Origin of the sequence: Blautia massiliensis (ex Durand et al. 2017), assembly GCF_051861785.1 — a bacterium.
GTDB classification, from domain to species: domain Bacteria; phylum Bacillota; class Clostridia; order Lachnospirales; family Lachnospiraceae; genus Blautia_A; species Blautia_A luti_A.
Genome location: NZ_CP146725.1, coordinates 1,272,257 through 1,296,500, shown reverse-complemented (window position 1 = coordinate 1,296,500; position 24,244 = coordinate 1,272,257). Strand labels below are relative to the sequence as shown.

General features: G+C 43.4%; 24 protein-coding genes, 1 tRNA gene and 1 riboswitch. Of the genes, 21 read left to right on the top strand and 4 right to left on the bottom strand.

Features of this window, described 5'->3' with window-relative positions:
* The first annotated feature begins 85 nt into the window (after nt 1-85).
* The 3 genes from V9W66_RS06190 (at nt 86) to V9W66_RS06180 (ending at nt 1,978) form a co-directional block, all read left to right on the top strand.
* Nucleotides 86-670, top strand: coding sequence for a TetR/AcrR family transcriptional regulator (locus tag V9W66_RS06190; RefSeq protein ID WP_144093889.1), 585 nt, complete (start codon nt 86-88; stop codon nt 668-670).
* Between the two features lie 77 nt (nt 671-747).
* A complete protein-coding gene (locus tag V9W66_RS06185) occupies nt 748-1,158 on the top strand; it encodes a metal-dependent transcriptional regulator (RefSeq protein WP_021650250.1) in 411 nt (136 codons plus the stop codon).
* Between the two features lie 88 nt (nt 1,159-1,246).
* Nucleotides 1,247-1,978: a histidine phosphatase family protein gene (locus V9W66_RS06180; protein WP_021650251.1), complete on the top strand. Its 732-nt coding sequence runs from the start codon at nt 1,247-1,249 to the stop codon at nt 1,976-1,978.
* 384 nt (nt 1,979-2,362) lie between these two features.
* Here the strand turns inward: V9W66_RS06180 and V9W66_RS06175 are convergent, their stop codons facing one another.
* On the bottom strand, nt 2,363-4,075 hold the full coding sequence (locus tag V9W66_RS06175; RefSeq protein ID WP_144093890.1) for an ABC-ATPase domain-containing protein: 1,713 nt from the start codon (nt 4,073-4,075) through the stop codon (nt 2,363-2,365).
* Nucleotides 4,076-4,338: 263 nt separating this feature from the next.
* On the opposite strand from V9W66_RS06175, the gene V9W66_RS06170 reads away from it, so the two are divergent.
* From V9W66_RS06170 to V9W66_RS06130, 9 genes are all read left to right on the top strand, one after another.
* Nucleotides 4,339-5,733: an aminopeptidase gene (locus V9W66_RS06170; RefSeq protein ID WP_022427054.1), complete on the top strand. Its 1,395-nt coding sequence runs from the start codon at nt 4,339-4,341 to the stop codon at nt 5,731-5,733.
* A gap of 270 nt (nt 5,734-6,003) precedes the next feature.
* Nucleotides 6,004-6,711, top strand: a complete 708-nt coding sequence (locus V9W66_RS06165) for an ABC transporter ATP-binding protein (RefSeq protein WP_144093891.1) — start codon at nt 6,004-6,006, stop codon at nt 6,709-6,711.
* Nucleotides 6,712-6,713: 2 nt separating this feature from the next.
* Complete coding sequence (locus V9W66_RS06160; RefSeq protein ID WP_144093892.1) at nt 6,714-8,501, top strand: efflux RND transporter periplasmic adaptor subunit; 1,788 nt, start codon at nt 6,714-6,716, stop codon at nt 8,499-8,501.
* Nucleotides 8,494-9,726 (top strand): ABC transporter permease, encoded by a 1,233-nt coding sequence (locus V9W66_RS06155; RefSeq protein ID WP_144093893.1) that lies wholly within the window; start codon nt 8,494-8,496, stop codon nt 9,724-9,726. Before V9W66_RS06160 ends, V9W66_RS06155 begins: the two co-directional genes overlap by 8 nt.
* Before the next feature lie 158 nt (nt 9,727-9,884).
* Nucleotides 9,885-9,958, top strand: a tRNA-Arg gene (locus V9W66_RS06150).
* Between the two features lie 228 nt (nt 9,959-10,186).
* A complete protein-coding gene (locus V9W66_RS06145) occupies nt 10,187-10,417 on the top strand; it encodes a hypothetical protein (RefSeq protein WP_015527478.1) in 231 nt (76 codons plus the stop codon).
* A 21-nt stretch (nt 10,418-10,438) separates the two neighbouring features.
* On the top strand, nt 10,439-11,041 hold the full coding sequence (locus tag V9W66_RS06140; protein WP_144093894.1) for a class I SAM-dependent methyltransferase: 603 nt from the start codon (nt 10,439-10,441) through the stop codon (nt 11,039-11,041).
* 7 nt (nt 11,042-11,048) lie between these two features.
* Nucleotides 11,049-11,858 (top strand): Cof-type HAD-IIB family hydrolase, encoded by an 810-nt coding sequence (locus V9W66_RS06135; protein WP_144093895.1) that lies wholly within the window; start codon nt 11,049-11,051, stop codon nt 11,856-11,858.
* A 340-nt stretch (nt 11,859-12,198) separates the two neighbouring features.
* Entirely contained in the window at nt 12,199-13,206 is a 1,008-nt protein-coding gene (locus tag V9W66_RS06130) for a calcium/sodium antiporter (protein WP_144093896.1), read from the top strand.
* 131 nt (nt 13,207-13,337) lie between these two features.
* On the opposite strand, the gene V9W66_RS06125 is transcribed toward V9W66_RS06130, so the two are convergent.
* Both V9W66_RS06125 and V9W66_RS06120 read right to left on the bottom strand, forming a co-directional pair.
* Complete coding sequence (locus V9W66_RS06125; protein ID WP_144093897.1) at nt 13,338-13,811, bottom strand: transporter; 474 nt, start codon at nt 13,809-13,811, stop codon at nt 13,338-13,340.
* Between the two features lie 6 nt (nt 13,812-13,817).
* Nucleotides 13,818-14,909, bottom strand: a complete 1,092-nt coding sequence (locus V9W66_RS06120; protein WP_144093898.1) for an acyltransferase family protein — start codon at nt 14,907-14,909, stop codon at nt 13,818-13,820.
* A 261-nt stretch (nt 14,910-15,170) separates the two neighbouring features.
* Between V9W66_RS06120 and V9W66_RS06115 the strand changes: the two genes are divergently transcribed.
* The 8 genes from V9W66_RS06115 to V9W66_RS06080 all read left to right on the top strand — a co-directional run bounded on the left by V9W66_RS06115 (nt 15,171) and on the right by V9W66_RS06080 (nt 22,018).
* The gene (locus V9W66_RS06115) at nt 15,171-15,674 is read left to right on the top strand and encodes a hypothetical protein (RefSeq protein ID WP_144093899.1); all 504 of its coding nucleotides are present in this window, start codon (nt 15,171-15,173) and stop codon (nt 15,672-15,674) included.
* A gap of 209 nt (nt 15,675-15,883) precedes the next feature.
* On the top strand, nt 15,884-16,810 hold the full coding sequence (locus V9W66_RS06110; RefSeq protein WP_144093900.1) for a hypothetical protein: 927 nt from the start codon (nt 15,884-15,886) through the stop codon (nt 16,808-16,810).
* A gap of 13 nt (nt 16,811-16,823) precedes the next feature.
* The gene (locus tag V9W66_RS06105) at nt 16,824-17,432 is read left to right on the top strand and encodes a hypothetical protein (RefSeq protein ID WP_144093901.1); all 609 of its coding nucleotides are present in this window, start codon (nt 16,824-16,826) and stop codon (nt 17,430-17,432) included.
* 33 nt (nt 17,433-17,465) lie between these two features.
* Complete coding sequence (locus V9W66_RS06100) at nt 17,466-18,122, top strand: hypothetical protein (protein ID WP_144093902.1); 657 nt, start codon at nt 17,466-17,468, stop codon at nt 18,120-18,122.
* Nucleotides 18,123-18,204: 82 nt separating this feature from the next.
* On the top strand, nt 18,205-19,221 hold the full coding sequence (locus V9W66_RS06095; protein ID WP_144093903.1) for a hypothetical protein: 1,017 nt from the start codon (nt 18,205-18,207) through the stop codon (nt 19,219-19,221).
* 28 nt (nt 19,222-19,249) lie between these two features.
* Nucleotides 19,250-19,843, top strand: coding sequence for a hypothetical protein (locus V9W66_RS06090; protein ID WP_144093904.1), 594 nt, complete (start codon nt 19,250-19,252; stop codon nt 19,841-19,843).
* Nucleotides 19,844-20,605: 762 nt separating this feature from the next.
* On the top strand, nt 20,606-20,959 hold the full coding sequence (locus tag V9W66_RS06085; protein WP_144093905.1) for a hypothetical protein: 354 nt from the start codon (nt 20,606-20,608) through the stop codon (nt 20,957-20,959).
* Nucleotides 20,960-21,091: 132 nt separating this feature from the next.
* Entirely contained in the window at nt 21,092-22,018 is a 927-nt protein-coding gene (locus tag V9W66_RS06080) for a hypothetical protein (RefSeq protein ID WP_144100522.1), read from the top strand.
* Between the two features lie 116 nt (nt 22,019-22,134).
* Here V9W66_RS06080 and V9W66_RS06075 read toward each other — a convergent pair whose 3' ends face one another.
* Nucleotides 22,135-23,364, bottom strand: a complete 1,230-nt coding sequence (locus V9W66_RS06075; RefSeq protein ID WP_186290045.1) for a chloride channel protein — start codon at nt 23,362-23,364, stop codon at nt 22,135-22,137.
* 61 nt (nt 23,365-23,425) lie between these two features.
* Nucleotides 23,426-23,498, bottom strand: a riboswitch (Fluoride riboswitch).
* 179 nt (nt 23,499-23,677) lie between these two features.
* Here V9W66_RS06075 and V9W66_RS06070 point away from each other — a divergent pair.
* Nucleotides 23,678-24,241 carry a prolyl-tRNA synthetase associated domain-containing protein gene (locus V9W66_RS06070; RefSeq protein ID WP_144093907.1) on the top strand — a complete coding sequence of 188 codons (564 nt, stop codon included), beginning with the start codon at nt 23,678-23,680 and terminating at the stop codon, nt 24,239-24,241.
* The last annotated feature ends 3 nt before the right edge of the window (nt 24,242-24,244 follow it).

Below are 24,244 nucleotides of genomic sequence, written 5' to 3'. Positions count from 1 at the left end.
TTGCTAAAAAATTAACAGCTGGTCAGAAATAAGCGGAATTTTCCTGCAAAGCGGAATGCAGGAAAAATGATGGAGTGCGTAAAATATGGAAAAATCAGAAAATGCTGTGCGGAGCAGACTTCTGGAAGCGGGGAAGGAAGAATTCAGAGACAGGGGATTTCTGAAGACTTCTCTTCGTGCGATTTGCAAAAAAGCAGATGTGACTACGGGAGCGCTATATTTCTTTTTTGAAAGTAAAGCAGCTCTTTTTGAAGAAATCGTGGAAGAGACGGCAGAGGATCTGAAGCGGATCATGGGAGACTTTACGGATCAGGAAAAACAACTGCATCCGGAAGAATATGACAGGATACTTATGGAATTTATCTGGGAAAACAGGGACATCGCAAAAATCCTCATAGATGGAGCTGAAGGTACCAGATATGTGAATTTCCGTGAGGATGCCTGTACGAAAATGGAGCAGATCCTTAATGAACGTTTTCAAAAGGAATGTGGACAAGAAGTTGATCACGAGCTGGTACATATCCTGGTACAGATGAAATTTCAGGGATATTGTGAACTGCTCCGGGGAAACTGCTCCAGGGAAAAATTCCTGGAAATTTCCAGAATTCTGCAGATATGTTCCAACCAGTGCCTTCTGGCAATTGAGGCAGAACTAAACAGAAAGCAGTAAAAACCATTGCTCATTCTCCTAAAGTATGTTATGATTAACTTGGTTAGTTTTAACAAACCGAGGGAGGTGTAAATAACGTGAGATCAAATGAATCATCTGAAGATTATTTGGAAACGATCCTGATCCTTGGAAACAGGAGCTCTCTTGTAAGAGCTGTGGATATCGCGGCAGAGATGGGCTTTAAGAAACCGAGTGTCAGTGTTGCCATGAAGAATCTTCGCCAGAAAAATCTCATCACAGTAGCCGACAACGGAGATATCCGTCTGACAGAGGACGGACATAAGATTGCTGATAAGGTATATGAACGTCATCAGCTGATCTCTTCCTGGCTGATGATACTGGGAGTCCAGGAAAAAACAGCGATTCATGATGCCTGCAGGATCGAGCACATAATCAGTGAGGAGAGCTTTCAGGCATTGAAAAAGGCAGTTTATGAGCTGAGGGAGCAGCAGGCTGTGCTCCATGGAGAAACCGCGGATCAGGTTTGATCCCTGCAGCAGAAGCTATCAGGAATTGACAACTGAAAAAATAAGAATATAATGGAAATCCAGGTTATGAAATGGAGGATACCAAAAGATGAAATTACTTTTTATACGACATGGAGACCCGGATTACACAATAGATTCCCTGACCGAAAAGGGCTGGAAGGAAGCGGAATTTCTTTCTGAAAAGATCGCAGCTCTTGATGTCAGGGATTTTTATGTTTCTCCGCTTGGAAGAGCAAAGGATACCGCATCCTGCACACTGAAGAAAAACGGAAGAACAGCTACAGAATGCAAGTGGCTGAGAGAATTCGACGTAAAGATCAGAAGACCGGATCTTCATGGGGAAAAGATCATTCCCTGGGACTGGCTTCCCCAGGACTGGACGAAGATCGAAAATTTCTACAGTTTTGATCGCTGGTGGGATAATGACATCCTGCGAGAGGGAAAAATGAAAGAAGAGTATGACTGGGTCACACAGAATTTTGATAAAGTTCTGGCAGAGCATGGCTATGTGCGGGAAGGACATTATTACAGAGCAGAAAAAGCCAATGAAGATACGCTTGTATTTTTCTGCCATTTCGGTGTAAGCTGTGTACTCATCAGCTATCTTCTCAGTATCTCTCCGCTGGTGATGCTGCAGAATTTCTGTGCGGCGCCGTCATCGGTGAGCACAATTGTTACAGAGGAGAGGCGAAAAGGGATTGCGTCCTTCCGTATGAGCTCTTTTGGAGACATTTCTCATTTGTATGCGCATCAGGAGCCGCCGGCTTTTGCTGCCAGATTCTGTGAGACATATGATAACAAAGAGCAGAGACACGACTAAAAAGCGAAAGAAACGGCTGTAATATTTCGGGTTTTTCCGGAAGACCATGGTAAATAATGATCAGCAGGATTATTTTGGAAAATGATTAGACTTCGTTAATAAATTTTATAAATTTATTAGAAATTGTACAAATTTCTCTCACATTTATCCTGTATGATATAAACATCTTAAGAGAACAGAAGCTCTTAAGAAAAACTCTTTCCTTTCCCTAAAATATGTATGAAGATAAACCACCGTTCCATTGGCAAGACAGAGCCGACAGGACGGTGGTTTTGCATTGCAGAAAAAAACTGCCGAATGACAGAGGAGATAAAGATTTCCAATGTTTATCGGCAGCGTTTTTTTGTTGTCTGAGATTTATTGGATATACAGCTTCAGGCACAGCTACGGCCTGCGATAGCGGTTAAAGCAGGAATATATTTCCTGGATCCTGGGCATGGCATAACCGCATGGAATATAAGAGCCTTCCGAGAAGAAGGACAATCCCTGCCTTTTCAGCTGAGTATCCAGATAAGTGATGATCTCCGGCAGAGTACGTTTTCCGTCAATGAGATGTTCGCAGGCATATTTCAGAAGCAACGCCAGGGATGCAGTTTGCTCGGAGTCGATCAGCTGCTCCACATAGCGGAGATCCACTTCGGTTTTTCCAAGAGAAAAGCCATCTTTGCCGTGAACCTTGGTTTTCAGTCTTTCCGGCTGTCCGGGACGACTGTGGCGGGATGGAGCCACTTTGGCTCTGGTCATGATGCGATGGCTTTCCGGAAGGCGGAATGCAGGGGCCTCAATGTCTGAGAGAGGATATTCCTGACAGAGCTTTTTGGTGACTGCTGTGATGTCCACCGGATGATAATTATCCATCTGGATCACAGTATCCGCAATATGGAAAAAAGCTCCGGAGCTTCCGGCAACCAGGATAGTGGAGATCCCTGCCTTTTCATAGAGATCCCGCGCACGTTCCAGAAATGGAGTGATGGGCTCCTTTTCCCGGCAGATCACCCGCTGCATGAAGGAATCACGGACCATAAAGTTGGTGGCAGAGGTATCCTCGTCAAGGAGAAAGACTTTACTTCCTGCCTCCATACTTTCCACGATACCGGCAGCCTGTGAAGTGCTGCCGCTGGCATCCTCTGTAGAAAAGCAGAGGGTGTCTTTTTTATTTGGAAGATCGTTGATAAAAAGAGAAATGTCCACATCTTTGATAAAACGGCCGTCCTCAGAGCGAAGCTTCTGTGCATAAGGATCGGTAATGACATACTCCCGGCCATCGCCGGAAATGTGATCGTAAATTCCCAGCTCCAGTGCGTTAAGTAAGGTGGATTTGCCATGGTAGCCGCCACCTACGATCAAGGTGATGCCGCAGGGAATGCCCATGCCTGTGATGGTTCCTCTGTGGGGCAGCTCCATGGAAACCCTCAGGCTTTCCGGAGAAACAAAAGGAACGGAATTTTTCATCGGGCGTGAAGAGATGCCGCTTTCCCTGGGGAGGATAGCGCCGTCACTGACAAAGGCAGCCAGAGAACGTTTTTTCAGCTCCTGGCGGATAAATGCCTGATCTTCGGCAAGGCAGATGGCTTTTCTCAGCGCTTCCGGGTCAAGATTCCGGTAAAAAAATGCCTTGTGAACACAGACCGGAAGAAAATCGAAGAGAATTTTTTCCAGTTCGGGAGAGTTGATGGTTCTGCCATTGGCCGGGAAACCGATGAAAAAACGGGCAGTGATGCCTTTTTCCGTTATTTCACAGGCGGTACGTGCAAGAACCTCCTGACCGCAGTGGCTTACTGAGATCAGGCCGCTTTTTCCGGAGCCCTTTGCACGGAAGGTATAACGGTTTACCTGCTGTTCAAACTGGCGGTTCAGAAAGTCTCCCAGTGTGATGCGGGTCAGGGAATCCTTATAATATTCTGCCGGAAATCCGGTGTCTCGGTGTAAAAGCTTCACACTGATGTGAGAGGGAGAGGCAAAAGGATCCCCCTGCACGTGGTCAATGGACAAAATATAACGGTCAAACTGGTATGCACCCCGCAGAGACTTGTATGCAGGATAGCTTTTGCGGTTGATGCTGTGAAGAAGCTCTTTTAGCTGAGCAGATGCTTGCATGTTGTTTCCTCCTTTGCCCTGTTGGAGCATACAGGTAAAGTCTACGGTGAAACAGAAAGCTTTCCGTGTGTGTGAGATACCTGAAAATTTTGGATACAGGGCCATTTCTTAAGAACTACTATAACGAATCATAAAGATTTTGTAAAGAATGTGAATTGCAGTGGAAATTCGTAAATGTTTGACCTATAATAGTAGACAGATTGCAGATAATATGATGAGAAACGGCAGCTGCCGGAAGCTATAAAGAAAGGTGGACCACTAAAATGGAAAGAAGAAATGCGTGGCTTTCTTATAAGGAAGCAGAAGAGACAGAAATGGAGAAGCTTGCGAAGGCTTACAGAGAATTTTTGGATAAAGGAAAAACGGAACGGGAATGTGTTGCAGAAATCGTGAAGGAAGCAGAGGCTGCCGGATATGAATCTCTTGAGTCGAAGCTTGAAAAAGGCGAGAAGATCAAGGCCGGTGACAAGGTTTATGCGGTAGGGATGAAGAAGATCGTTGCTCTGTTTCATGTAGGAACGGAAGAGCTTTCCGGAGGTATGAGCATTCTCTGTGCACATATCGATTCTCCGCGACTGGATGTCAAGCAGAATCCTCTGTACGAGGATACGGATCTGGCTTATCTGGATACCCATTATTATGGTGGTGTAAAGAAATACCAGTGGGTGACACTGCCTCTTGCCATGCATGGTGTTGTTGCAAAGAAGGACGGAAGCATTGTGGAGATCAGCATTGGTGAGGATGCGGAAGATCCGGTACTTTACATCACAGATCTTCTGATCCATCTTTCCGGAAAACAGCTCCAGAAAAAGGCAGCAGAGGTTATTGAGGGTGAGATGCTGGATATCCTGATCGGCAGCAGACCTCTTGCAGAGCTTCCGGATGATTCCAAAAAGGATGCGGTAAAACAGAATGTGCTGAAGATTTTAAATGAAAAATATGGTATTGAGGAAGAAGACTTTCTTTCAGCAGAGCTGGAGATCGTTCCGGCAGGAAAGGCAAGAGACTGTGGACTTGACCGCAGCATGATCGCAGCATATGGACAGGATGACCGTGTATGCGCTTACACATCCCTTGCGGCAATGCTGGAGATGGAGGAGACACCGAAGCGTACCGGCTGCTGTCTCCTTGTAGATAAGGAAGAGATCGGAAGCGTTGGTGCCACAGGCATGCAGTCCAGATTTTTTGAGAACAGCGTGGCAGAGCTTCTGGACGGAATGGGCTGCTATTCCGAGCTTGCATTAAGAAGAGCTCTCCGTAATTCCAGCATGCTTTCTTCCGATGTAAGTGCCGGCTATGATCCGGCCTATGGTGAGGCTTTTGAGAAAAAGAATGCAGCATATCTTGGACGCGGTATCGTTCTTAACAAGTTCACCGGGGCAAGAGGAAAATCCGGTTCCAACGATGCCAATGCAGAGTACGTTGCAAGAGTTCGCAGGATTTTTGATGATCACAATGTTGCTTTCCAGACAGCAGAGCTTGGAAAGGTTGATTTTGGCGGAGGCGGAACCATCGCTTATATTGCGGCACTTTACGGAATGGAGGTTATCGACAGTGGCGTGGCAGTGCTGAGTATGCATGCTCCGTGGGAGGTTACCAGCAAGGCGGATGTATATGAGGCATACAAGGCATATAAGGCGTTTTTACTTGATGCATAAACAGATGTATAAATGTGTGTCAGTTCTGAAGACATTCAGGTAATCTTTTCGTTACAGATCAATGAGCGGGGTTTTCCCGGAAATGACAGAGCAGTCTGCCTGCTGCTGTTTTGGCTTGGAGCGTTCCGATGAGTAACAGCAGTATCCCCTGCAGACTTCGCTCTGTATTTTTAACCTGATCAGGGAAGTTCTCTGTTTCAATGGCGAAAAGCAATAAGCAGAGGAGGGGCTTGCCTGGGACTGATTTACTTTACAAGGAGTAATTTTATTATGGAAGATGCATTGGTACGGGTAGTAAATCTGTGCAAGGTTTACAATCCCGGAGAAAATGAGGTGCGGGCGCTGGATCATGTGGACCTGGAGATCCATAAGGGTGAATTTGTGGCTATTATCGGACAGTCCGGTTCCGGAAAATCCACCTTTATGAACATGCTGGGCTGTCTGGATGTCCCCACCTCCGGGAAATATTATCTGAATGGAACAGATGTATCCACAATGAAGGATAATGATCTCTCGGTGGTACGAAATAAGGAGATTGGTTTTATCTTTCAGGGCTTTAATCTGATCGCAAATCTTACGGCGCTGGAAAACGTGGAGCTTCCTCTGATCTATCGTGGGATCGACCGGAAAACAAGAAGAAAGCTTGCTGTGGAATCTCTTAAAAAAGTCGGACTTGAGAAACGTATGGATCATAAGCCAAACGAAATGTCAGGGGGACAGCAGCAGCGTGTGGCTATTGCCAGAGCTATCGCAGCCAGGCCGCCGGTGATCCTGGCAGATGAACCAACGGGAAACCTGGACTCTGCATCCAGCAGGGAAATTATGGAAATACTGAAGGGAATGCACAGATCAGGAGAAACCTTGATCCTGATCACTCATGATAATGGGATCGCGGCTCAGGCCAGACGTGTGGTCCGGATCATGGATGGAAAAATTGAATCAGATACGATCAATGAGGAATTTGTCGAGGAGGCTTAAGAATGAAAAAAGGGAAAAAGATTGTGATCGGTGTGGCAGCAGTGGCTGTTGTGGCAGGCGGTATTTATGCGGCATCAGGTGCAGGCCGCGGGGGATCACAGATTCCGCAGGTTGCTGTTACCAAAGCGGAGACAGGAGATGTGGAGGAGATCGTAGATGCAACCGGAACCGTTGTCAGTGATGAGCAGAAGACCTTTTATTCTCCTGTGAACGCACAGATCAAAAGCGTATCCTTCGCAGAAGGCGATACGGTTTCAAAGGGAACGAAGCTGATAGAGTTTGAAGTGAAGGATCTGGAGAGGGATAATCAGAAAGCAGAGCTGAATGTACAGTCCGGACAGTATGATTACAAAAATTCCATCAATAAATCCAATGAGGCCCGGCAGAAGCAGGACAGTGCAAAAGCAAAGGCTTCCAGTCTGGAACAGCAGGTAAGGGAGCAGAAGAATTATCTGGCTTCCCTGAGATCACAGCTGGCGTCTGTACAGGCTCAGGCTGCGGCAGATGCGCAGGCACAGGCCCAGGCGGTGACCCAGGCAAAGGCAGAGGCCCAGGCTGCCAGGGATGCAGAGACTCAGAGAGCGTATTCAGAAGCGCTGACTACATATCAGAATGAGACACTTCCGCAGTACCAGAAGGAGCTGGGACAGCTGAATTCCGATTATGTAACGGCACAGAATGCTTATAATCAGGCAGATACCAGGTATCAGATGGCTTTTACACAGTGGCAGGCAGAGCAGAGCGATGAGAATGCCCAGGCGCTGGATGAAGCGGAAGCAGCAAGAAGTCAGGCAGAGATCACCTGCCAGGAAGCAAAGGAAGCTTATGAGGATAAGAAGGCCAGCCAGCCAAAAATGCCGGAGTATTCTGATTACAGCAGTAGTGCGGCCGGTGATTTTGTTACCGATGGAGCTTCAGAGGAAACACCGGGGCTGACAGATCAGGCATCTGCGGATGCTTCTTCTGCAGGAAGTACAGTGGATACTTCTGCCATTGAGAATGCGATCGAACAGGCAACCTCTGATCTGGCGGATCTGCAGTCGGACCTTGCTTCCCAGAAATCCATTGCAGAGGCGGATTCTGCCAGCCTTACAGAAGAAGAGAAAGAAAAAATGCGTGTCAGCAACAATCTTACTGAGCTGGATGCAAAATCTGCGAAAGAGCTGGTAGAAGAAGGAAAGAAAGGCATTTCGGCGGATTTTAACGGCGTCATTTCCAAATCAGCAGTCCAGCAGGGCGCAGCGGCAACACAGGGAATGGAGCTTTTTACCCTGCAGAATACAGATAAGGTCAGCGTTGATATCAATGTGTCCAAGTATGACTACGATAAGGTAAAGGAAGGCCAGAATGCGGACATTACCATCGGCGACAGGAAATATACCGGCAAGGTGACTAAGATCAGTCACATTGCGACAACCAACGAAAAGGGCTCCACACTGATCTCTGCCACAGTGAGCATCGACAAGCCGGACAAGGATATTTTTCTGGGAGTAGATGTGAAGGTAAAGATCTATGCAGAAAAGGCAGAGGATGTGGTAACGCTTCCGGCAGGCGTGGTAAATATCGGCAAGGATGGTTCCTTCTGTTATGTGCTGAAGGATGGTGTGATCACGAAGCAGGATATCACAACAGGAATCAGTTCCGAGGACTCTGTTGAGATCACAGATGGCATTAAAGCCGGAGATGAGGTCATCGAGGATCTGGGCTCCCTGGAAGAGGGAATGAAGGCAGAGGCAGCAGTGGCAGACAGTGACAGTGCAGCAGAGACAGGGGAGACTGCCGATGAGTAATATTTATGAATATATCAAAATGGCGATCCATAATATCATGGCTAATAAGGGAAGATCCTTTCTCACCATGTTAGGGATCATTATCGGTATTGCATCAGTGATCGCCATTGTGTCCATCGGTGAGGGTACGAAGAATCAGATGAACAGTGAGATCAATGATATCGGCGGCGGCCAGATCGCTGTTTACTGCAGTGATGATGCCATAGCAGACCAGGTCTGGATCGAGCCGGAGGATATTGATGCAGTCCGGGAGCTGGATGGCGTGGAAGGTGTTAATGTTTCGGAGTCCTATACAGGCGAGACCGTAACCGGAAAGGGCGATTTTAATCTTACAGTGACCGGGGAGGCCCAGGATGCCAAGCTGGTGGATAATGCTTCTGTGAAGTACGGAAGCTATTTCGGGCAGAAGGAGGTCGAAGAGGGAAAAAACGTCTGCGTGATCTCCGATGCCGATGCGAAAAGGCTTTTCGGAACGGATGATGTAGTGGGAATGACACTGGACATTACCTGCTATGATCTGACCAAGACATTCCGCATCTGCGGAGTTACCACACAGAAAGAGAACGGAACCTTTGTCAGCTATACTTACGATGGAATGCCGGTGACCATAAACGTGCCTTATACGGCCATGGACGACTTTACCGGAAGCAGCGGAGAATTTTATCAGATCACGGTTCAGGCGGATAAGAGTCTGGATTCCCAGGCGGTCGCAGACAAGATCATAAATCTTCTTGAGAGACGTCACCAGTGTGCCGGAGATGAGTATTTCCAGGTACAGAACTTCCAGGATGTCATGAAATCCATGAATCAGATGCTTGGCATGGTGACTGCGTTTATCTCTTTTGTTGCGGGAATTTCCCTTCTGGTAGGTGGTATCGGTGTTATGAACATCATGCTGGTGTCCGTCACAGAGCGTACCAGGGAGATCGGTATCCGGAAATCCCTTGGAGCAAAAACCTCGTCCATTATGTTACAGTTCCTTGCGGAGGCGGCGATCCTGACGATCATAGGTGGGCTGATCGGTATTGTGCTGGGGATTGCAGGCGGCTATGTGATCTGTGCGGTGATCAGCAGCAGTATGGGAATGACCATCACACCTGGGATCAGTGCGGGAACCATCCTGGCGGCTACGCTGTTCTCCTGTGCAGTAGGTGTGTTCTTCGGAATCTATCCGGCGAAAAAGGCAGCGAAACTGAGCCCGATCGAGGCACTTAGACGGAATTAGAAAACTGTTGCTTTTGCATCAAAAATAGCAATAAAAAATATTTTTAAAAAAAATCAAAAAAAGTTTCAAAAAACCCTTGACATTTTATAGGTCTTAGAGTATCATACATATTGTTGCAGCGGTGATACGAAATATCACAAAGGAAAAGCAACAAAGATGTGCGTTTAGCTCAGCTGGATAGAGCGTTTGGCTACGGACCAAAAGGTCGGGGGTTCGAATCCTCTAACGCACGTATAAAGCCTCTGGAATTGTTCCGGAGGCTTTTGTTTTGTGTTTCGGAAACAGGTGAAAAATTGTGTTGACACTGACATTTGGCCAGAGTAGAATAAAAAAACAGAAAAGAAAAATTTTTGTAAAGCTGTTTGTCTGATACAAGCAGCTTTTTTCACAGGAAAAAGTAAACAACAATGAAAGTACAAAACACCTGAAATAGAGGTGAACCTATCAGGAGGAAAAAACAATGCCAGGATATCTGATCAAAGATACAACAAAAGAGGAACGTAAACAGATCGTGGAGGAATCTCTTGGAAATATTTCCGCGAACTGTGATGGCTGTATGGCGAGACTTGCGGATATGTATCAGGATTATATTGACGGAAAGAAAGAGATCCGTGAGATCAATATGGAGTTCAATGCCAGGTATGTCCATGGAGATATGGATAAAGAGGAAAAACGAAGCTGCCCGATGTAGCGAACGGAGATTAACAGAAGCATGGATCAAAATGAAGTAAAATATGATAAGCTGCTGAAGATCAAAACCACCGGTCGTGACGATTCCAGATCGGATCAGTACTGTTATCCATACGAGCCAACGCCGTACGGGGTGCTGGAACGGCTGGCTTATGGTGGATATCTGGGGAAAAAGAATCATCTGATCGACTATGGTTGTGGAAAAGGCAGAGTGGATTTTTTTCTGGCATGGCAGGTCAGATGCCGGACTACAGGCGTGGAGTACGATGAACGTATGACAAAAGCCGCAGAAGAAAACAGGCAGCGGGCTGTTTCCGGGACAAAAACATCATTTATACTGGAGAATGCGGCCCTTTTTCAGGTGCCGGAGTCCGCAGACAGATTTTATTTTTTCAATCCCTTTTCTGTGGAAATACTGAGAAGTGTCATCGGACGCATCCGGGAATCCTGGTATGAAAAAACAAGAGAAATGCTACTGTTTTTCTATTATCCATCTGACGAATATATTTCATATCTGATGACCGTAGAGGAACTGGAATTCCTGGACGAGATCGACTGCCAGGATCTTTTTGAAGGGAAAAATCAGAGAGAGAGGATATTGGTATTTCAGATGGGAGAGGAGTAAAAACAACATGATAAAACTGATCGCAACAGACGTAGACGGAACTCTTGTAAAAGACGGGACCATGACTATCAATCCGGAATATATGACAGTGATCCGGAAGCTGACTGAGCTGGGAATCACCTTTGTGGTGTGTTCCGGGCGGCAGTATGACAGTGAGAGGAAGCTGTTTGAGCCGGTGAAGGATCTGGTGTATTTTGTGTCGGATGGCGGTACGGTGATCCGGAAGAATGATAAGATCCTGAAGGTACATACACTTCCGGATGAGGTCTGGAAACGCATGCATCATATAGTGAAAGAAAAAATGTCGGAATGTGACTGCTTTATTGCCACACCGGAGTGCTGCTATGCGGAGAATGAGAATGGAAGGATGTTCCGGTGGCTGCGGGATTCCTATGGCTATGATATGAGAAAAGTGGATGATCTTTCTTCTCTTCAGGGAAAACAGGTGCTGAAATTCTCTGTCTATCACCCGGAACGGTGCGAGGAGCTTTGTGCCCCGTATTTTACACCGGCATGGAGGGATAAGGTAACGCTGGCGGCTGCCGGAAAAGAATGGATGGACAGTACACCGCCGGAGGGCGAAAAAAGTACAGCTGTCGAATTTATCCAGCAACAGTTAGGAATTTCTCCGGAGGAAACCTGTACATTCGGAGATAACCTCAACGATATTGCCATGCTCCAGAAAGCGGGAAGGAGCTATGCGGTAGCCAATGCCAGAGCGGAGGTGCAGACAGCAGCTAAAGAAGTGTGTCCCTCTTATAGTGAAGATGGAGTCCTACAGATCCTGAAAGGGATTGTTTCTGAAAGCGGAAAATAATAAAGATACATAAAATATGTGCTTTCGATAAAGAAAAGTCACCGGCCAGGGGTTGACTTTTAAAAACAATTCTGTTAAATTGAAAAAAATTGAAAACTTTAATTCCATGAGGGAGTAGTTCGCATGTAAGTGTGATTTGTCAACAGACCCGGTTTTTTCTGAAAAACCTGGCAAATCTTAAAGAATGAGACTCATGTATGCTTTGTTATATTTTATTGCAGCAGGGCATACATGGGTCTTTTTTATGTAACAAAAGAATGCCGGAAAGAATTTTTTCAGCAGGGCGGGCGACAATGAACCTCCAGGTTGTGGGAAATAAAAACAGAAAGTGAGAAGAAAAATGGAAAATCTGGTAAACAGTTCACCGCTGATCCTTGTGTTAGTCTTTCTTGTGATCGGCTTTGTGTTCCTGATGAAGGGTGCGGATTTCTTTGTAGAAGGAAGCTCCAGTATCGCAAAAAGGCTGAAGGTGCCGCCGATCATCATCGGTCTTACTATTGTGGCAATGGGAACATCATTGCCGGAAACTGCAGTCAGCGTTACAGCGTCACTGGTCAATAACAATGAGCTTGCGGTCAGCAATGTGGTAGGTTCCAATATTTTTAACCTGATGGTGGTTGTTGGAGTCTGTTCCATCCTGACGCCGATCCTGGTACAGAAGGAAACCATCCGGAGGGATATTCCGTTTTCCATGATCTGCGCGCTCCTTCTTCTGGGGCTTGGGATCCTGGCAGCAGGAGATACGATCGGAATGAGACTTGGTCATCTGGATGGAATGATCCTGCTGGGATTTTTTGCAGGCTATATTGTGGTAATGATCCGAAGTGCCATGAAGGCCAGGACAGCAGGAAAAAATGTGGACATGGAAGGAGTGGAAGAGCTGGAAGAAGAAATCGGCATCCTTTCCTGGCCGAAGAGCATCCTTTTTATTGTGGGAGGCGCACTTGCCATTGCCTTTGGCGGAGATCTTACTGTGGATGCTGCCAGCCGCATTGCCATTGATCTTGGAATGAGCCAGACACTGGTGGGACTGACCATTGTTTCTATCGGAACTTCCCTTCCGGAGCTGGTGACTTCCGTGGTTGCAGCCAGAAAGAACGAAGTGGATATGGCTGTGGGAAATGCGGTAGGCTCCAATATTTTCAATATTCTGATGGTTCTCGGAGTTGCATCTGCCATCAATCCGGTGGCACTGATCCGGGAAAATATTATTGATATTGTCATACTTATCGTGTTCTCGCTGATCGTGTGGATCTATGCGGCCACAAAGCAGAGAATCAGCCGGAAAGAGGGAATTTCCATGGTGTGTATGTACCTGATCTATGCAGGGTATATTATCTGGAGATAGCCGCTGTGGGCATGCAGCTGGTCCAACGTGGACAATAGTATCGTATAGGGTTTATACCAATGCAAAATTTATAAGAAAAGCTCCAACTGTATCAATATCGGGATACAGTTGGAGCTTTTCTGCAATTATGCTCATTTGCACTCAGAAGAGAAAGCTTTTTTTGAGGATTCTTCTGAAGCGTTCTTCTGATGCGGGGTCATATCATCACTGTCCGTCATCAGATATTTGCGGACGGCAAAGAGAATGGCGATACCGATGATCCCGATCAGTGTCTGTACAGGATCGAGATGTTCCACGACCATCTGCCTTGCTGTTGCAAAAAGCAGGACCTCGACAACAGTCTGGGCGGAATGGCGGCAGAGCATTTTTACAAACTCCACACCGACTACAAGAGACAGTGCCTGTGACAGGAAACTGGTAAAAAAGCTGGTGTCCATATCCATGATGGAGGTACCGGCAGTTGTAAGGATCAGACGCAGTCCGGACAGTGTGATCACGATAATGATCACGATGGATAATGCGATCTCTGTGTAACGGGCTGTGTTGTAGATCAGTTCGTTAAAATGCTTGCGGATATTGTGGTTAACGGCGGTTCTGTCTTTCATGGGAAGTTATCCTTTCTTTTTCGCAGAAGCGGGATGATCGATAAAGCGGGTTGCAAAATAGCCGAATACGCAGGTGATGACCACCATACATGGCAAAAACAGCCAGAAGCGCTGCTGGCTTATGGTGTTGAACCATGGCGCATTGGCCTGCAGGATCATGATGATGGGCATATGCCACAGATAGATCCCGTACTGGTTCCGGGCTACGAAGTACAGCGGACGCAGAAACCTGAAATCCATTTCCGGCAGGAGGGAGAATCCCACAAGCAGTATACTGAACAGGATCGCCAGGATGGAATGTGCCGGATAACCGGAGGGAGCGGTGCCATAAAGCCCGTGGCTGTGGTAATAAAAGATCCATACCAGGATCAGTGCGGTGCTTGCAATAGAAACCGGAAGTCCAAGCTTCAGCCGGTAATCCTGCATACGATCTCCGGTCTGCTTCCAGAAAGCGGCAGCAGCCATTCCCAGCACGAAATTATCCAGCGCAGAGAATACCTGACGCTCGTATACAAAATATACAGAGTTATCCGAAATCCCGGAATTGTGGAGATAGCGGACAACTGCGAACCGGCAGATAACAGTGAAAACAATGGATACAATGGCAGATACAAGCCAGTTTTTCCGGACAGCCTTATAAAGGAACGGGGCGATCAGATAAAACTGAAAGATCACGCCCATCGTCCACAGCGCACCATTGATGGAACCATGAGTCACCGGGGAAAAGTTCTCCGTGAACGTATAGTACGCAAGGATGTGACGAAGTCCCTCATTGCTGAACATCTGCGTGGACATAAAGATCAGAAGGACCGTGATACATACATAATACTGGGGCATAATGCGGATGCAGCGCTTTTTCATAAAAGCCCGCCAGCCGGGGAGACAGCCTCGCGCCTCCGAAGAAGAAAGGGAAAGATAAATCCCATATCCGCTTAACAGGAAAAACAGTGTAACTCCTACTTCACCTCCAAGAGTCAGAAGTGTGTGGATGGCTGTATGCGACTGCCATGGCTGCCCGGACAGAACGTAGCAGTGATACAGCATAATGTAGAGGATCGCCCCCGCACGGAGCAGATCGATATTTTTGATACGCTTCATAAATAAATCCTTTCCTGAAAAAAATAAGTCTGCCCCATGACTGAAACGGGCAGACAGAGATAGTTTCAGTATAGCATGAATGTGGGAGATTGGAAAGCTGTCGGAGGGAACCGTAACGAAAAATTTACTATTGCAGAATGATGTCATTGCACTGATTGACGACGCCGGAGAGACTGTAGTAGAATACAAGTATAACAGCTGGGTAAAAATCTGTCAGAGATAAACTGGATCACTGCCGCTTCCGCAGGACTTGGAACCGCTATGGGATTTTTGGGAATTGGTGGTTCGACAACAGGTGCAGTTGTAAGTGGTGTTACTTCGTTTGCAAGTGATTATTATGAAAATAGAGATTTTACAAGCGCGGTTATAAATGGTGCGGTAAGTGCGGGAATATCATTAATTTGGAGTGCTGTAGATAATATTATAGTACCAAAGCAAAATCAAAAAGGATATTTGAAATATATGAGAAAAGATTACCATGACGCAAATCGAAGAATTTCAAATATGAACCTTTCATTCGCAGAGGCATTACCGCTACGAAGGGCAGTTAATGAAGAAAAAAATGAAAAAATGAGGCAATTAACAGGAAAGCAAATAATTTCTTATTCTAGAGGTTATTTGAGTAATAGGAAGGTTAATTCTAATATTGTAATACGAAAGTATGGGAGAGTTATTGGCGGGGGAGGTGAGTATACTCCAGGAAAAGGAATGCGGTATATGAAGTGTTATGAGTATTTAGGAAAGTTATATTGGCTTTACGTATAATTTTGGCATATAAAATATATGGGAAACGTATTGGTGGGAAAGGTATTCCCACCAATACAAAACGGTATGTATTTAATAATTAGGGGGGGATTAGAATAGACCGAAGGAAAAGAAAAAAGATACCTGAAAAAATTTTATTATTTTGTATTTTATTCTTGTCATATCGTTGGATTTTTGAAGATGATGGATTCACATTTGGAATAGCCGGTTTGGGATATTTGGCATTGACTGGATGGGTATTCAGATTTGGCGGAACACCGGATCAGGAGATTTCTTCGGAAAGTGTAGATGAAAATCCTTTATATGTTTATGGGATGATGAGAAAAAATCGAAAATGGCTTTCAGGAATCAGAGGGTGTTTTCTGTTTCAAATGTTGCTTTTGACAGATGTTTTTTTAGCAGCAGTATATTCCTGTTGGAAATGTTGGACGAATAGCAGTGGGAATGATGCGATTGAAAAAGCGTTATTATCACTGTATATTTTAATGACAGCGGGGTATGTTCAATTTTTGAAGCATAGTGCTAGGATTCATGCAAGAAGCTACAGGTATATAGAGAATAAAAAAGGAATCTGGATGCCATTCAGTTTTATTTGTTGCAAATATGAGAGGTTAATAGATATCAAAATAACTTTTCCAGAAGAGGTCGAAGAACGAAACGTTGTATTTGAAAAAGGGCTTTTACATAACCAGTATCAAAAAAAGTCAGAATATGAACTGGATGAAAAAGGAAAAGTAAGTTTTTTCAAGAAAAATAGAAATAATCAGGTGAATATCTGGGCGCTTATAGATATTACAGATATGGATAGAAATGATGTTTTGTTGTTAAATGATAAATTTGCAGAGTTCTGGATCAATGAGATGACCAGAGAAGAAAAAAAGAAGGATATTCGTTTTACATTTGTGATCCAGGTAGATGAAATAAATGATTACCTGCAGGAAACTTTTTATGAAAGCGGGGGAATCTTTATGGCTAAGCACAGAAGCCGGCTGCCTGTATTATATATACGCAAACACGATATCCTGAAAGTAAAATGGGCTGATAGTGATTCAAAATATATAAGTATCAATAAGGAAATGAGAAAAGAGTTAAAGAAAATATATGATGATTCGGAGATAGAATCCATTAATAGCTGAAGAAAGGAATCATATGGCGAATCTGATATTGAGCATTTTCGAAAGAGTTATAACAATATTAATGTTTATTGCATTGGCAGTTGCTCTCGTATGCAAGAAAAAATCTAAAAAAGTACCGCTTTTTATCATCAGACCAATTTTTCTGGTTGGTTTGTTATTTATCATGTTTCAGGCAGTATTTGTGCAGCGAAATTTTAGCTCGCTGGATAAAGCGATTCGGGCATATGATATTAAGGCGAAGCCAATAGCAACCTTGCAGGATGAGAAATCTACATATGTTATTATGGATGAAGATGGATCTATTGAAGGAAGAATTTTTCCAAAAAATGGAAAGAAATGGAAATTGCCGGATTCAGCATTTTTCAGAAAAAGTATGAGCTATCCTTCAGAAGATGCCAATATTGATATGAGATCAATAGAAATACATGGAGCATGGTATATTGTAATACTCCCACATTATCTTATGGGGGAGAATTCTATAGATGAGGTTCACGATTCGGCTGGAACAGAATTTTTAAAAACGGAATATGAGAATATAACGGTATATTATGGATATCTGAAAACGAAACCAGACGATTACTGGATTTCTGTAGATGGAGATAAAGTAGCGATCAATCTGTGAAGCGTCAAGATTGTAGGAAAAAGAGGACATAAAATGAATATTTCACTATCTAACTGGTGGTCGTGGGGAATCTTATTGCTGTTGCTCATGATAGTGGCAGTCGTGGATTCCAGGAAAAGAATCCCGCGAAAAATATCCATATTCATACTGGTTCCGGTTTTGTCTGTGGTCATTATATTTATGATGTCCGAAAATAATAAAGAGGCTGAACAAAGTTTCCATACACTTGAGGAAGCAGTAACAGCCTATGATGATCGGTCAGATGTCGTGGCGACATTGCGAGGAAAAACTTCAGCATTGGTTATTATGGATGATGGAGATGTGATGGACTCACAGATTTTTGAAAAAACAGAAAGCGGCTGGAAACTTCCGGAAGATTCAGAGTTTCAGGACACAAAGCGTTTTACAGGAGACAGGATTATAGTCGATGTATCTACCGTAGCAGTTGATGGGGAATGGTATGTTGTGGTGTCACCATATCCGGGAATGAAATATCCCATAACGAATGTATACGATTCGGAAGGAACAGAATTTTCCGAAGCAAAAGGAAGCGAAAACGTTTACTATGGATATCTGAAAAAATACCCAGAGGACTACTGGGTTTCTGCAAGTGGACAGAAGATGGTTCCAATCGGGATTTTGAAGGATTGGGTCAGAGCTATGAGAAAAATTCTTCTGGATGGAAAATAATAAGTAGTCATTAAAATAATAGATATCATAAAAAATAAAACAAAAGATTATGGGATTTCTGTAAATGGGGAGAAGATATCACTTGAGTGAAAAAACAAAACGTTTTTTTCTAATAACATTACTTCTGACACCAGCTTGCTACCAGATCATGCCGGAGATCAGAATGGCATTAGTATTGGCGGCAATGGGAGAAGCTGTATTATCGGCAGATAGAATTTGGGCAAGAAATGAAAGGTTTCCTTTTGTAAATTTATATGATGACAGGAATCCTTTGTATGTACGAAAAATGTTGAAAAAGAGGAAATGGTTTTCTGAGATAAATGGATATTTTGTAGTACAGATTTTGCTTTTGAGTTATGTCCTTCTGATGACAGCAGGGTTTATTTCTGATCATATAATACATAGAAGATATCAGGAAATCAGACTGGAATTTTTCTGGATTTACTGGGGAATAATAATGAGCCTTGGTGTAGTGGAGGCATATTATATCCACATTTATAAGAAAAGTTTCTGCTATCCGAGAAATAAAAAAGGTATTTGGATGCCATTCAGCTTTATCGGATATGAAATGCAGGGACTGGCAGGAAGGATACTGCCTGATCCAACAGAAGAAATGGAGAAAAATCAGCCTCTGGTGTTTGAAGAATGTCTTTTTAAAAGCGGATATGCTAAAAAAGCAAATTATATATTAAAAGAGAATGACCAAATCTGTTTTTATCAGAAAAGAAAAAATCAACAGGTAAACTTATGGGCGATCATTGATATAGCAGATATGGAGAAAATGCATATCCAGCTTCTGAATGATGCATTTGAGATTTTCTGGTGTAATGAGCTGACCAGAGAAGAAAAAAAGAAAGATGTACGTTTTACATTTGTAATCCAGACTGAGAGAATCAATGATGCTATAGGCAGGATTTTTTATGACGGATCAGGAATACGAATGTATAAACATCGAAGTCGTATGGCTGTTTTGTATGAGAAAAAACATGACATCATAAAAATAAAATGTACGGATCGTAAGTCCAGATATAAAAATATTTACAGAAAAATGAGAGAAGAACTGAAGCGGGTGATCGGAAGACGTGATATAGATCTGTAGACTGTATGCAAAGGGGATGTGAAAAAATATGCTGATCAAAGTGATAGAACCAATTGTATATCTGATAATTATTGTTAATCTGGTGATCGCTATTTCTTATAAAAGAAAATCAAAAAAGACACCAGTTAAGGTTGTTGCGTCAATTGTTATATTAGGAATCGGACTCTTTGTTTGCGATACAGTGTATACTCACCGAAGTTTCAGTTCTGTGGAGAAAGCTGTGGAAGCATATGGTGATAATGCTGAGATCATCCGTATTCTGCAGGGAGAAAATTCTACATATGTTATCATGGATAACGAAGGAACAGTAGAGGGGAAGATTTTTCCGGAAAGTTCTGGAAAATGGAAATTGCCGGATTCTATATTTTATGGTACAGGCAGAGAGTATCAAGATGTAAAGATAAATATCGATATGTCAACGATAGAAATCAATGGGGAATGGTATGTACTGGTAACACCGAATGATGATAATTACGTAGTAGCCGATGTGAAGGATTCTGTGGGAACAAAATTTCTGGAAGCAGAAAATAACAAAAATGAAAAGATATGTTATGGATACATGGAACACAAACCGAAAGACTATTGGATTTCTGTAAATGGAGAGAAGATATCACTTGATTAAAAGAATATGTATTAGAAAAGAAAGAGGTAATTATACAGAAAAATGATCGACGTGTTGAGCAAATCAATTTATTTGTGTGTATATGTCCTGATGTTTACTGGATTACTGAAATCTTTTTATTTCTATTTGGCGCCGGTCGGTGTAATGGAAATTTTGGCGGTTCTGGTAAGCCTGATGATCTCAAATATTCTATTTATTCCTACAGTTATTATACCGTCAAGATGGAAAACCCCTTATAATGTGCCGGATAGTTATAACTGTCAGAATCCATTTTATGTACACGGTATGTTAAATGACAAAAAGGAATCGAAATATGCTCTTCCTATCAGGAAAAACGGAGAGTTAAAAAGTTTTTTGTTTTTGCGAAAAATAATGATTCTGTGGCTGGGAGTGTATTTTACATATCTGGGGATGCAGTATTTAAATCCAGATATAAATAGTACAGTGGTAGAAATCCTTCTGAATATCTCACTGGCTTTTATGATCATGGCAAGAGTATGCATGTGGATATTTTATGTGAAATTTTATAAAAAGAATTATAAATATCCAACAGATAAAGAAGGAAATTGGGCGCCATTCAGTTTTCTGTGCCAGAATATCAATATGTATTATGAAAATCCGGTGTGTTACAGGGATTTACAGATACATTCTGATGTAATGGAAAAAGATTTTGGAATTTATCAATATATAAATACGTATAAAGCTCCTCGAAATGGAAAAACTTTTTTCTACAGATATGACAAAACAGATGAGATACATATTTTGGCATATGTAAAAACAGATCTGTTTCAGGAAGCGGATATCGGAAAATTAAATAAAGCTTTTGTAGAATTTTGGAAGCAATATATCAAAACAGAAGAGGAAAAAAAGAAAATATATTTTTCCTTTGTGCTGGAAGTAGAAGATGATAATCGTGTTCTGAAGAGCATTGTACGGAATAATTCAGGGATAATGATGTATAAAAGACGATACCGTCTTGGAGCGGTATATAACCGTTATTATAATCGCCTGGAAATCCTTCCGGTATATAGATATTCGAGATATAAAAAACAATATGAGAAAATGAAAAAAGATCTGTTGGATTGTCTGGGAATATCGGATGTTGTACAGGCTTGACGACTAGGGGGGATCATAATAAACCGAAAAAGAAAAAATAATATACCTGGAAAAATTTTATTATTTTGTATTTTATTCTTGTCATATCGTTGGATTTTTGAAGATGATGGATTCACATTTGGAATAGCCGGTTTGGGATATTTGGCATTGACTGGATGGGTATTCAGATTTGGCGGAACACCGGATCAGGATATTTCTTCGGAAAGTGTAGATGAAAATCCTCTATATGTTTATGGGATGATGAGAAAAAATCGAAAATGGTTTTCCGGAATCAGAGGTTGTTTTCTGTTTCAAATGTTGCTTTTGACAGATGTTTTTTTTGCAGCAGTATATTCCTGTTGGAAATGTTGGACGAATAGCAGTGGGAATGATGCGATTGAAAAAGCGTTATTATCACTGCATATTTTAATGATAGTGGGGTATGTTGAATTTCTGAAGCATAGTGCTAGGATTCATGCAAGAAGCTACAGGTATATAGAGAATAAAAAAGAAATCTGGATGCCATTCAGTTTTATTTGTTACAAATATGAGAAGTTAATAGATATCAAAATAACTTTTCCAGAAGAGGTCGAAGAACGAAACGTTGTATTTGAAAAAGGGCTTTTACATAACCAGTACCAAAAAAAGTCAGAATATGAACTGGACGAAAAAGGAAAAGTAAGTTTTTTCAAGAAAAATAGAAATAATCAGGTGAATATCTGGGCGCTTATAGATATTACAGATATGGATAGAAATGATGTTTTGTTGTTAAATGATAAATTTGCAGAGTTCTGGATCAATGAGATGAGCAGAGAAGAAAAAAAGAAGGATATTCGTTTTACATTTGTAATCCAGGTAGATGAAATGAATGATTATCTGCAGGAAATTTTTTATGAAAGCCAGGGAATCTTTATGGATAAGCACAGAAGCCGGCTGCCTGTATTATATATACGCAAACACGATATCCTGAAAGTAAAATGGGCTGATAGTGATTCAAAATATATAAGTATCAATAAGGAAATGAGAAAAGAGTTAAAGAAAATATATGATGATTCGGAGATAGAATCCATTAATAGCTGAAGAAAGGAATCATATGGCGAATCTGATATCCTTAGAAGTCCATTACCTTTAGGTGATGGGTAGTTCACTCGGTCACAACCGAGTCAGCCATGACCGAATAAAAAATATGTACATATCTACTTCTCAAACCTGCAAAGTGCCTTCTGTTGTGCTCCATAAATGGAGTGATTTCCGTTGATCAGATAAGCGAGGATGCATACCAGGATGAGGGGAAGGGTATTTCGGGTGCCGAAAACTTCCAGGCCGATGAGGATCGGGGCGATGAGGGTGTTGGTGGCGCTGCCGAATACTGCGGCGTAGCCAAGTGCCCCACAGATCATCGGAGGAACCCCGAGGATGGAACCTAGGACGACTCCAAGGGAAGCGCCGATGGAGAACAGTGGCGTCACTTCGCCGCCCTGAAAACCGATGGCAAGTGTAAATACAGTAAACAGAAGCTTCAGAATCCAGTCATATCCGTAAATGGTTTCTCCGGCAAAGGAAGCGGAGATGAGATTGGTTCCAAGACCTGTGTAGCGTCCGCCGTGGATCACAAACAGCAGAGCTGCCAGTGGAATGGCCATGACACCGATGCGGATCAGCGGATTTGGGATTTTTTTCCCGAATAATTTCTTGGCTTTCTGAAGAAGTACGGAAAAGCATCGTCCGGCGAGACCAAAGGCAAGTCCGAGAGCAATGAGAGAGATCATGCTTCGGAGATCGGTCACAGTCCAGGTGTCTTGGATATCCACAGCAAATTTTTCCAGTCCCAGGAAATGAGAGGTGAAGGAGGCTGTATATGCGGCGATAAGTGCCGGCAGCAGCGCATCGTACTCAAGATATCCGGCAACGATCACCTCCATGGCAAAAAATACAGCGGCTAATGGCGTCTGGAACAGACCGCCAAAACCGGCAGCCATACCGGTGATCAGCATGACAGGCTTATTTTCCCGGATATGCAGCCTGCGTCCGGCCTCGTGGGAGAGTGTAGCACCGATCTGCACGGCAACACCTTCACGGCCGGCACTTCCTCCGAAGAGATGAGTGATCCAGGTGCCGATCATTACCAGAGGGACAAGAACCAGAGGAATCTGGTCTCTTTTTTTCTGCCCGGTTTCGAAGATCAGGGACATGCCATTTAAGCTTAAGGTGCTGAAATGATGATACATCCACACAATAAGAAGTCCGGCCAGAGGCAGGAAAGGCAGCAGATATTGCCAGTATGCGGTGCGAAGATCAGAGATCGCCAGCAGGCCCCGGCCGAAGATAGTATCTACGATCCCGACGCAGATTCCCACGACCACTGCAAGGACAGCGTATTTCAGCTGCAGGATCCGATGTTCTTTTTGGATAGTTTCTTTTGTCATAGTAACTCCTTTCAATCTCCCCGTTTTGAAAAATCCATCAAAAAAAGCTGGTAACCCCGTGCATTGCACAGAAGTCATCAGCTCATTGGCGGTTTCGATAAAGATCGGGGGAGAACTTCATTCCCTTTCTGCCTGAGAGTATAGCATCCGAGGCTGATATCGTCAATAGTCAGACGGAAATCCGGAGTATCTTATTTGTTACAGGTGTGCTATGATTAAACAAATCGGCAGGTTACGGGTAAAACGGTAAAGCGTAATGTGCTGCGGCTAAGACCTGCACATATGAGAATGTAAAAATAACGGAGGAGACACCATGGAAGAACCAAGAATTGACAAAACGATCTATACAGGAAGACCGGAGAACACCGAGGGCCGTCTGGAGAAGGAAATCGCAGTGTACGATTTTCTGGATAGTCTTGGGATTGAATATAAAAGAGCAGATCATGAAGCACTGATGACCATGGAGGCCTGCGAGGCAGTGGATCAGCTTCTGGGAGCGCAGATATGCAAAAATCTTTTTCTCTGCAACCGACAGAAAACGGATTTCTATCTGCTGCTGATGCCGGGAGAGAAGCCGTTTAAAACAAAATTTCTGTCCAAACAGATCGGAACAGCCAGACTTTCCTTTGCAGACGGAGAGCAGATGGAGGAATATCTGAACATTACTCCGGGATCCTTAAGTCTGATGGGACTGATCTTTGACAGAGAAAAGAAGGTACATCTGGTGATCGATAAAGAAGTCCTGGATGAAGAATATTTCGGATGCCATCCGTGTATCAATACTTCCACTTTGTTAATGAAGACCAGTGATGTAAAAGAAAAAATCCTGCCGGCGCTGGGCCACGAATATCAGGTGGTCGAGCTTCCGACAGAATAGAAA

Excerpts from the sequence above, each read along its gene's own strand:
- V9W66_RS06190 (WP_144093889.1), top strand. The coding sequence starts at position 86 with ATGGAAAAATCAGAAAATGCTGTGCGGAGCAGACTTCTGGAAGCGGGG.
- V9W66_RS06180 (WP_021650251.1), top strand. The coding sequence starts at position 1,247 with ATGAAATTACTTTTTATACGACATGGAGACCCGGATTACACAATAGAT.
- V9W66_RS06175 (WP_144093890.1), bottom strand. The coding sequence starts at position 4,075 with ATGCAAGCATCTGCTCAGCTAAAAGAGCTTCTTCACAGCATCAACCGC.
- V9W66_RS06170 (WP_022427054.1), top strand. The coding sequence starts at position 4,339 with ATGGAAAGAAGAAATGCGTGGCTTTCTTATAAGGAAGCAGAAGAGACA.
- V9W66_RS06165 (WP_144093891.1), top strand. The coding sequence starts at position 6,004 with ATGGAAGATGCATTGGTACGGGTAGTAAATCTGTGCAAGGTTTACAAT.
- V9W66_RS06160 (WP_144093892.1), top strand. The coding sequence starts at position 6,714 with ATGAAAAAAGGGAAAAAGATTGTGATCGGTGTGGCAGCAGTGGCTGTT.
- V9W66_RS06155 (WP_144093893.1), top strand. The coding sequence starts at position 8,494 with ATGAGTAATATTTATGAATATATCAAAATGGCGATCCATAATATCATG.
- V9W66_RS06145 (WP_015527478.1), top strand. The coding sequence starts at position 10,187 with ATGCCAGGATATCTGATCAAAGATACAACAAAAGAGGAACGTAAACAG.
- V9W66_RS06140 (WP_144093894.1), top strand. The coding sequence starts at position 10,439 with ATGGATCAAAATGAAGTAAAATATGATAAGCTGCTGAAGATCAAAACC.
- V9W66_RS06135 (WP_144093895.1), top strand. The coding sequence starts at position 11,049 with ATGATAAAACTGATCGCAACAGACGTAGACGGAACTCTTGTAAAAGAC.
- V9W66_RS06130 (WP_144093896.1), top strand. The coding sequence starts at position 12,199 with ATGGAAAATCTGGTAAACAGTTCACCGCTGATCCTTGTGTTAGTCTTT.
- V9W66_RS06125 (WP_144093897.1), bottom strand. The coding sequence starts at position 13,811 with ATGAAAGACAGAACCGCCGTTAACCACAATATCCGCAAGCATTTTAAC.
- V9W66_RS06120 (WP_144093898.1), bottom strand. The coding sequence starts at position 14,909 with ATGAAGCGTATCAAAAATATCGATCTGCTCCGTGCGGGGGCGATCCTC.
- V9W66_RS06115 (WP_144093899.1), top strand. The coding sequence starts at position 15,171 with ATGGGATTTTTGGGAATTGGTGGTTCGACAACAGGTGCAGTTGTAAGT.
- V9W66_RS06105 (WP_144093901.1), top strand. The coding sequence starts at position 16,824 with ATGGCGAATCTGATATTGAGCATTTTCGAAAGAGTTATAACAATATTA.
- V9W66_RS06100 (WP_144093902.1), top strand. The coding sequence starts at position 17,466 with ATGAATATTTCACTATCTAACTGGTGGTCGTGGGGAATCTTATTGCTG.
- V9W66_RS06090 (WP_144093904.1), top strand. The coding sequence starts at position 19,250 with ATGCTGATCAAAGTGATAGAACCAATTGTATATCTGATAATTATTGTT.
- V9W66_RS06075 (WP_186290045.1), bottom strand. The coding sequence starts at position 23,364 with ATGACAAAAGAAACTATCCAAAAAGAACATCGGATCCTGCAGCTGAAA.
- V9W66_RS06070 (WP_144093907.1), top strand. The coding sequence starts at position 23,678 with ATGGAAGAACCAAGAATTGACAAAACGATCTATACAGGAAGACCGGAG.